Annotated in this window: 5 protein-coding genes; 2 read left to right on the plus strand and 3 right to left on the minus strand. The window is 59.9% G+C overall.

Annotation, left to right across the window (positions count from 1 at the left end; all coding sequences use genetic code 11):
- The 3 genes from EWM57_RS20350 to murI all read right to left on the minus strand — a co-directional run.
- Window positions 1-3,248, minus strand: a 3,248-nt coding sequence (locus EWM57_RS20350) for a beta strand repeat-containing protein (RefSeq protein WP_207218363.1), incomplete at its 3' end; no start/stop codon positions are given.
- Window positions 3,249-3,435: 187 nt separating this feature from the next.
- Window positions 3,436-6,612, minus strand: a complete 3,177-nt coding sequence (locus tag EWM57_RS20355; RefSeq protein WP_165370595.1) for a T9SS type A sorting domain-containing protein — start codon at window positions 6,610-6,612, stop codon at window positions 3,436-3,438.
- Between the two features lie 644 nt (window positions 6,613-7,256).
- Entirely contained in the window at window positions 7,257-8,087 is an 831-nt protein-coding gene (gene murI, locus EWM57_RS20360) for a glutamate racemase (RefSeq protein WP_207218364.1), read from the minus strand.
- Between the two features lie 120 nt (window positions 8,088-8,207).
- Between murI and EWM57_RS20365 the strand changes: the two genes are divergently transcribed.
- Window positions 8,208-8,441, plus strand: a complete 234-nt coding sequence (locus EWM57_RS20365; RefSeq protein WP_129923145.1) for a hypothetical protein — start codon at window positions 8,208-8,210, stop codon at window positions 8,439-8,441.
- A gap of 105 nt (window positions 8,442-8,546) precedes the next feature.
- Window positions 8,547-9,095 (plus strand): ATP-binding cassette domain-containing protein (locus tag EWM57_RS20370; protein WP_129923146.1); only part of this gene is annotated, 549 nt, incomplete at its 3' end.

The raw sequence follows: 9,095 nt of genomic DNA on the forward strand, positions 1-9,095 counted from the left end.
AAGCTCGTGGCCGTCGTGCCGTTGAACGTGACGGCCGTGGCCCCGGTGAAGTTGGTGCCCGTGATGGTCACCGTCGTGCCCACCGGACCCGAGGCCGGCGTGAAGCTGGCAATGGTCGGGGCGGGCGGCGTTGGGGTGGTCACGGTGCCGGTTACGGCCACGTTCTGGGTCGTGGCGCCGGCGCTGGTCACGGCCACGTTGCCGGCGAAGGAACCGCTGGCGGCCCCAGTGAGGCGCACGTAAACGGTGGTGCTGGCCACGGTGCCACTAGCGGGCGTGAGGCTAACTGAAGCAGCGAAGCCCGTAGCCTGGCTCAGCGACACTTCGTAGCCGGCCGGAGCCGTCACGGTCAGGTCGGCCGTCAGGTTGGAAGCACTAACGGTGAAGCTCTGCGCGGCCGACGGCGTGCCGGTGGTCGTGCTGAAGGCGGGCAGCGAAGCCGGCGTCACGGTGATAACCGGGGTAGCCGGGGCCGTGTAGTCGGTGATGCTGATGTCGTCGAGGTTGAGGCGGGGGTTGCTGGCGGCCACCGTGTTGGTGCTGCTCACCCGGATGCGGATGTTGCCCGGGCGGTTGGCCGTGAAGGTGTACGGAGCCAGCGACGCCGTCAGCGTGGGAGCCGTGCCGGTGATGTCGGTGTAGGTCGTGCCGCCGTCGGTGGAAATTTCCAGCTTCAGCGAAACGCCGGTGTCGGTGCCGTACAGGGCCGCGTTCAGCGTGATGGTGCCCGCGCCGTTGGGCTTGTCGAAGTTCATCGACACTGAGCCGCCCCCGCGGACCCGCACGCTGCGGGTGCCGTTGAACTTATCGGAAGTGCTGGTGCCAATCAGGGCGTCGGCCAGGGTCCAGTCGCCACTCTGCAGGGCCACCGTGGCCGAAGCATAACCGGTTTTGGTCCCCTGCTCGAAGTCCTCAAACAGACCGGCCATGGCGGCCGAAACGGTGAAGGTAGCCGGGGCCGAAGCCGTAGCGCCGGGGTTGGTGACGGTTACGTTGTAAGTGCCCGGCGTGGTCAGAGCCGAAGCCGGTACGGCCGCCGTCAGCGAGGTAGCCGAAACGAAGGTCGTGGTCAGGGCCGTGCCGTTCAGGGTTACCACGGCGCCGCTTTGGAAGCTGGTGCCGGATACGGTGAGCGTGAAACCCGCGCTATTAGCTACCCGCACGGCCGGCGACAACGCCGTGATGGCCGCCGTGGGCACCGTTACCGTGAAGCTGGTGGCCGAAGTAGCCGTGCCGCCGGGGGTGGTGACGGCAATGGCACCCGTCGTGGCTCCGGCCGGCACAACGGCCGTGACGCTCGTGGCGCTAACCACGTTGAAGCTCGTGGCCGTCGTGCCGTTGAACGTGACGGCCGTGGCCCCGGTGAAGTTGGTGCCCGTGATGGTCACCGTCGTGCCCACCGGACCCGAGGCCGGCGTGAAGCTGGCGATGGTCGGGGCCGAAGCCGTTACGGTGAAGTTAGTGCCGGAAGTAGCCGTGCCATCGGGAGTCGTGACGGCAATCGGACCCGTGGTAGCGCCGACTGGTACGTTAGCCGAGATGGTCGTGGCATTCACCACGCTGAAGGTCGTGGCCAGCGTGCCGTTGAACGTGACGGCAGTAGCCCCGGTGAAGTTGGTTCCCGTAATGGTTACCGTCGTGCCCACGGGGCCCGAAGTAGGCGTGAAGCTGGCAATGGTCGGCGGAGTTGGCGCGGTTACAATGAAGTTGGTGCTCGAGCTGCCCGTGCCGGCCGGCGTGGTTACGCTGATAATACCGGAGCTGGCCCCGGCGGGTACCGTTACCACGAGCTGGGTATTGCTGTTGACGGTGAAATTCGGTGCATTCGTGCCGCCGATGGTCACGGCCGTGGTGCCGGTGAAGTCCGTGCCGGTGACGGTGACAACCGTGCCCACCGGCCCCGAGGCCGGCGTGAAGGAAGTCACGGTCGGCGCGGCCGGACCCGAGGAGCCCACGGTACCCGACACGGCCACGTTCTGGGCCGCCGAACCGCTGACGTTGGTGATGTTGCCGGTGAAAGTACCATTGGCAGTACCCTGGAGCCGCACGCTGATGGTCGTCGTCGCAACGGTGCCATTGGTCTGGGTCAGCGTGAGCGTGGTGCTATAGGCCGAGCCGTTAGAAGAAATCTGGTAGCCGGCCGGAGCCGTCACGGTGATGTCCGCGGTGAGGTTGGTACCTGCCACGGTGTAGGTCTGCGCCGCGGAGGGCGTGCCCGTGGTGGTAGCGAAAGTCAGGGGGCCGTTGGTGGAAACCGTGATGGTGGGCGTACCCACGGCGCCGCAGCCGGCGTTCAGGGGCGCATCCGTCGAGGTCAGCTGCAGGGGCGTGGTGCCGCCGGTGGGGTTGGCCGTTACCACGCCCGAAGGCCAGGTGCCGTCCGCGTCAGTGTTGCAGTTCACTACGGCGCCCGTGGTTACCGAGCGTTCTTCCACGCGCTGTACGCCGTTGGCATTGGCGTTGGGCACAATCGTATTCCAGGAGCCCGACGTGGTGCTGTAGCCCGGTACCGTGCTGGCAATGGTTGCGCTGATTGGCTCCACTACCGTCACGGCCAAGGGCCGACCCGAGCCGGCCGTGTTATCATAAATGGCCACCAGGTTGCGGGGCGTCGCGAAGGAATTACCCTTGATAAAGGTACCGTTTGGCGCGCCAGCCGTGGCGGCGAAAGTCAGCACGGTCATTCCCTGATTCAGGGCCAGCCGCTTCTCCACGACCGAGGAAGTGGCATCCTTACCCAGCGTGATGGTTGGGAAGACGACGTTGCCGCCAGTGAAGCGGGCATTGCCGGTATTCACGAAGCCAAACCAGCCCGTGAAAGAGCCCGCGGCGTCGGTCATGAAGGTTTCGTAGCTGCCGGCCGTGGCCAGGTTTACCGACCCGGTATAGTAGGTGTACGTTCCCGAGGCGTTGTTGATGAGCAGCGGATTGCCGGCCCCGCCGCTGGTGGTGCCGAAGTCAACCGTGCCGCCCCCGGTGGTAGCGTTGGTAGCTGCCTGGGTGAAATAACGGTACAGGGTGTTAGGCGTCAGGTTGCTCACCGTGGCGCGGTACAGAACCGGCAGCCGGGTAGCGGTGCCGCTGCCCAGGTATTGTGGTACCACTACACCGGTGAAATCAGCCTGGGTGAGCGTCTGGGCGTGGCCCAGCAGCGGTAGGCCCAGCAGGACCCGCAGCTGCAGCAAGAACCGCCAGCGGCCGGAGCCGGAAGGTGCTTGCCGACGAAACAGAGTATTGTTTTCGGTCATAAAAGAGAGGTTGGGGGTTTATAAGTCTCCGCAACCAGCGGAGGTGGGAAGAATCAAATATACGTGGCCGGAGCAACGCCAGCTTCTACGTAGAGTTCAGGTATTTAAGTTGGCACCGAGTGGAAAATAAAAAAGGCCTCCCGACAGCGGGAGGCCTTTTTTATTTCTGGGATAGTGGAAAAGAAAACTAGTTCTTAACCAGCTTGCGAGTTACGGCCTGAGCACCTTCGCCGATGATGACGATGTAGGTACCCGACTTCAGGTTATCCGTGTTCAGCTTACCGGCAGCGTCCAGACGACCAGCCTTCACTTCGCGGCCCGACAGGTCGGTGATGCGAACTGGCAGGTTCTCGGTCGTGCCCTGGGGCAGCTGGATGGTTACGTCACCCTGGGTTGGGTTCGGGAACAGGCTCACGTCGCCCAGCGTCGCGCGGATGGCAATGGCTTTCGTCTTGGTGACTTTGCCGTCGAAATCAACCTGCTTGAGGCGGTAGTACGATACGCCGGCCAGAGGCTGGGCATCAATTGCCTCGTACTTGGTCAGGGTCGTGGAAGAGCCTTTGCCGTCCTTGGTGATGATGGTTTTGAAGTCAGCATCATTGCCGGTGGCGCTACGCTCCACTTCGAAGCCGCGGTTGTTCTTCTCGCTGGCAGTAGCCCAGTTCAGCACTACCGTGTTGTTGCGCAGCTTGGCCGTGAACGAAACCAGCTCAACTGGCAGCGGGTTCTGGGGCTGGTTGTTTGGCACCAGGTAGTTTTCCGCGTTCAGTACACCGTCGTTGTTGAACTCGAAACCATAGAAGTTGTAGTTCAGGCTTGGGTCGAGGTTGGTTACGGTGAAGGCGTTGTTGGCACCGCTGAACACCACGTAGGTGTTGGTCGAAGCCTCGATGGCCGTACCCGTACCGTAGTTATAAGCACCAGCAGCCGTGGTAGTACCAGGGTTGAAGTTCTGCTTATCAGCGGGGAACAGGTTGGTGGGCAGTGTCGTGGCGTAAGTGCTGCTACCGATTACCAAACGGTTCTGACCGTAGTTAGTGCCAGCTGGGGCATTCGTCAGGTCAAACGTGATGGTAGCCGAGGTGCGGTCAGCCGAGCGAACCACGGTAGCAGTCGACTGTGCCGTTGGCTCTACTGCAATCGAGAAGCCCGTCGTGCGGCCAAAGCCGCTGGTGAGCGGGAAGTAGTTGCCGTTGTTGAAGCTGGCGTTGCGGAACAGCAACTCCTGGGCGGCGTTACCGACGCGTACGGGGGCGTAGCGCACCAGCACGTTGCGGGAGAAATTGCCTTCGGCATCCGGCGTGATGGTAGCCGACTTTACGTAAGTAGCGCCGTTGTCGAGCGAGAACTCAAACAGAGGAATCTGCTGCGGGTTACGAACCGGGTCAGTTGCGTCGTTAGGGAACATCACGTCAACGTTGCCGCTGAGCAGGAAGCCTTCCAGAACCACTGAAACCGGAGCCGTCTGCGTGTTCTTCACCACGTTGTCGGGGAACGAGCCAATGGCCCGGTCCAGACGAATGGTTGGCTCGCTGATACCCGTTACCGATACGTCGAAGTCAGGAGCCGGAGCGCTGGAGTTGCGAATCGTGCTGGTAACCGTTACGGCGTTCACACCGGGTACGAAGCGCACATATACTGGCCGCTGCGTCACGTTGCCCGAAGAGTTCGGGGTAAACGACAGGCTGCGGAAGAAGTTCACGTTATCGGACGACACTTCGAAGAAGTTGGCGTTCGGACCGATAGGCTGCACTACCAGTGGCTGCACCAGGTTGGTACCAGCTACCAGGAAGCGTTGCGAAGCCGACTGGGTGTTCGGACGCGTTACGAAGGTGTACTTGTTGCCGTCGGGGTTCGATACCGAGATATCGGAAGTGGCGCCGCTGGTGTTGGTAGCCGTGATAGTTACCACCTTCGGCGTAGCCGAGCCGCTGGTCACGTCGATCCGCTCGTTAAAGTTGCCCTGGCCTACCAGAGCCACCAGCCGCACTTCGATAGTCTGAGGAGCTACCGTGCCGCTCGAAGGGTTGATCTGCAGGGGGCTCGATGAGAAAGAACCGCCAGCCGAGGCGTTGCGGATCTGTACGTTCGGGCTGCTTGGCGTCAGCACGATTGGAGCCGTCAGGTCGGTACCGCTTACTTCGAAAGTCTGGCTGTTGGCGCTACCGCTGCTGGTGATAGTACCGAAGTTCAGATTATCAGGGTTAACCGTAACCACTGGCGAGCCCGAGCTGGCCGTAGCCGTGCCGGTTACGGCCACGTTCTGGGTTACGTCCGGCTGGCCGGAGTTCGGCGTAGACACCACTACGTTGCCATTGAAAGTACCGGTCTGGCCAGGCACGAAACGAACGTCGATGGTAGTGTTGGCCAAGTTGCCGCCGGTTGGCGTCAGCACGATTGGAGCGGTGGAGAAGATGTTGCCGCCAGTCCGGATTTGGTAGCCCGTAGGAGCGGTAATCGTCACGTTGTTCTGCAGGTTGCTGCCACTCACCGTGAATGACTGACTAGGCGTAGCGGAGCCAACGGTCGTGGTACCGAAGGCCAGCGAGTTTGGAGTCACGTTCAGCACGGGGGTAGGCAAAACGCCCGTACCCGATACGTTGACGTTGCGCGTAGTAGCACCGGTGCTGGCGAAAGTAACATTGCCGATATAGTTCTGCGCGGCCGTTGGTACGAAGCGGATGTTTACCGTGGTGTTCACCGTACCAGTCCCCTGGGGAATGGTCAGGGTCGTAGCATATGCCCCACCATTTACACCGCTGTTGCTTACTTCAAAGCCGGCGGGAGCCGTTACGATGATCGGAGCCGTCAGCGAGGTAGCACTTACCGATACAGGCTGAGGAGCCGAGGCGGTATTTACCACTTGCGGATCAAAGCCCCGCGAGGAGGGGTCTACAACGATGTTTGGCGTACCGGCAGCGCGGGTACCCGTCAGGTTAAAGGTAACCGTTGGCGCCTCGTCCGAAGTGAAATTCAGAGTACGGCTGACAACGCTGCCAGCCGCGCCGGCAGTCGGGCGGAAGCGGGCATAGACCGTGGTCGAAATGTTGCCGCTCGCGTCAGGATTCAGATCGAATGCGCTGCCGGAGAAGAACACATTGTCCCGGCTGAGCTCATACGACGTGCCGCTCAGAGCTACCGTAATCGGGCCAGTAAGGCCGGAACCGGTTACGGTGTAAGATTTAGCGGCCGAGAAGGACCCTACGGCAACTGAACCGAAATCCTGGGGGTTAGCAGGGTCAGAGGGGGTAACCGAGAATGTCTGAGCTTGCGCAAAGACCGGCAGAGCCAAAAGCAGCAGCATCAGAAGCCGCATCAGCGGCTTCTTCGTCCACTGCCCTGCACTCAAGTAAGTGTTTTTCATAGTATGAAAGAGGTAAGGGTTACAAAGGGAAAACTGGAAACACAGAAAAGGCTTATGCCTCAAACTCAACGTCATTACGCTAAAGCGCTAGCATTAGACTATCAAATTTCTTGTTTTTAATATTACATTTCCGTTAAAAGAAAGATTTATGCAAATTAGCATACGGCCGCTGAGATGACCATATTTCGTGCCAATTGTGCCATTGGGGGAGTTTTTTGCTATATACCAGCAGTATCCGGCTTTATATTAATCAACTCATTTATAGAAAAAAATCAATATCTTGAACAATATTCATTTACAGCGATGTTCGATACTGCGCTGCAAAGTTGCAGCTTTTAAACTACACTCTACTGGCAAAAACCAGCATTACAATGAAAAACTCCTGTCCGCTGTCCGTAACGAATCTCGCCGAGAGTTAGCGCGCCACTGACAGCAAATTCCCACGATTAGTTCACGTGTTGCTTTATACTAAGAGAAGAAATTTCGCCAGCTATCCGTTAAACATCTATTATTCAGCTCATCCTAGACTAACAATGTAGTTTCGTCATCCGAAACTACACTTATCCTGCCACTCAGCATTTCGTCCGGCAGCTCCCGGCATATATTCTCCCCTCTCCTGCCGCTGTTGAGTACTACAGGTAGCGCTATTCCCATAGCGGGTAGTGCTCCAGGTGCACTTCCTGCCCGAAAAAGATACGGGTGCTTTCCTCGAAGGAGCGGGTGAAGTCGGAAACGTAAAACTGGTGCCGGGGCGGGGTTTTGGCAGCCTTGGCGGCTAGTCCCTGACCGTCGAGGTAGTCTTTGACGTGGCTGGCTACCACGTCGGAGGCGTCGAGCACAGCCACGCGGTCCTGGTAGAACTCCTTGATCTGCTCCTGAATGAGGGGATAGTGTGTGCAGGCCAGCACTAGGGCCCCTATCTCGTCGAGCAGGGGGTTGGACAGGTAAGTGCGAATGATATTGTCGCTGATAGAGTTGCGAAAAAAGCCCTCTTCGATCATGGGCGCCAGCAGCGGCGTGGCCAACGAACGGAGTTCCACACCCGCGTCGAGGTCGTCAATCTTCTTCTTGTAGACGTTAGAATTGACGGTCTGCTTCGTGCCAATCAGCCCGATGGTGCGGTTGGCGTAAGCCGACCCGATATGGGCCACAATGGGGTCAATAACGTTGAGCACCCGCGCTTTGGAACCCACGTATTCGCGCACCAGCTCGTAGGCCGCTGCCGAAGCCGAGTTGCAGGCAATCAGAATAACCTTGCAATGCTGCTTGAGCAGCAGGTCGCAGATTTTGATGCTATAGGCCTGAATTGCCGCCGTCGATTTGTCGCCGTAGGGCAGGTGGGCTGTGTCGCCGAAGTAGACGAGCTGCTCGTGGGGCAGCACGCGGCTGACGGCCCGGGCCACGGTGAGTCCGCCAATGCCGCTGTCGAATACGCCAATGGGGCGGCGGGTAATGTCCAAGGGAGAAGCTGCCATACGGGGGCAAAGGTACGGGCTTTTCGCGGCCGGCGGCGCCCACAAAATAAACGACGTTCTGGCTGATTATTTCCGCAAAACTTTATATTACGGCCAGTTCATGCGCTTTTCGTTTTGTCAATGAGTAAAATTCTGGAAGAAATTGACCGCGCCCTCGTCGCCTTCGATTCTGGCCGGGGCCGCCCGGTGGCCATCGAACTGGGGGAGCACAAATACACCCAACTGGTGCTCGACGTGGCCTACCAACACAGCGCCGGGGGTGAGCTAACCACCAACACGGGTAGGCCCCTGGCTTATAAGGGGCTGGAAATATTGCGCGACGACCGAAACCTGGACCGGGTGCGGGTTATTTAAAACTCAGCATACCTGGAAGGCCGCTACCGCTGCCGGGCCGCCCGGTGGAGCCACTGATTCCGGATTCTGTTTCCTTGCTGCGCGGCCTTGCCGTACCTTTGCGGCATGAATCTGCTTTCCGGAGAGAACCTCTCAAAAAATTACGCGGACCGCTGGCTGTTCCGCGAGCTGAGCTTTGGCCTGAACCAGGGGCAGCGCGTGGCGCTGGTCGGCATCAACGGCACCGGCAAAACTACCCTGCTCAAAATCCTGGCGGGCCTAGAGCAGCCCGACACCGGTTCGGTGAGCGTGCGCAAGGGCATCCGGGTGGCCTTTCTGGGCCAGCAGCCGGTGTTCGACGAAAACCTGACGGTGGAAGCCACCATCTTCGCCTCCCAAAACGACACGCTGGCCGCCATCCGCGACTATGAGCACGTCGTGAATGACCCCAACCACAAGTCGGACGACTTGCAGCGGGTGATGGAGCAGATGGACGCGCTGAACGCCTGGGACTACGAGGCTCAGGTCAAGCAGATTCTGGGCCGCCTGGGCATTTTGGGCGAGCTGCTGGAGCGCAAGGTGAGCATGCTTTCGGGTGGGCAGCGCAAGCGCGTGGCCCTGGCCCGGGTGCTCATTGAAGAGCCCGAAGTGCTGATTCTCGACGAGCCCACCAAC

Origin of the sequence: Hymenobacter persicinus, assembly GCF_004167665.1 — a bacterium.
Taxonomy (GTDB): Bacteria; Bacteroidota; Bacteroidia; order Cytophagales; family Hymenobacteraceae; genus Hymenobacter; species Hymenobacter persicinus.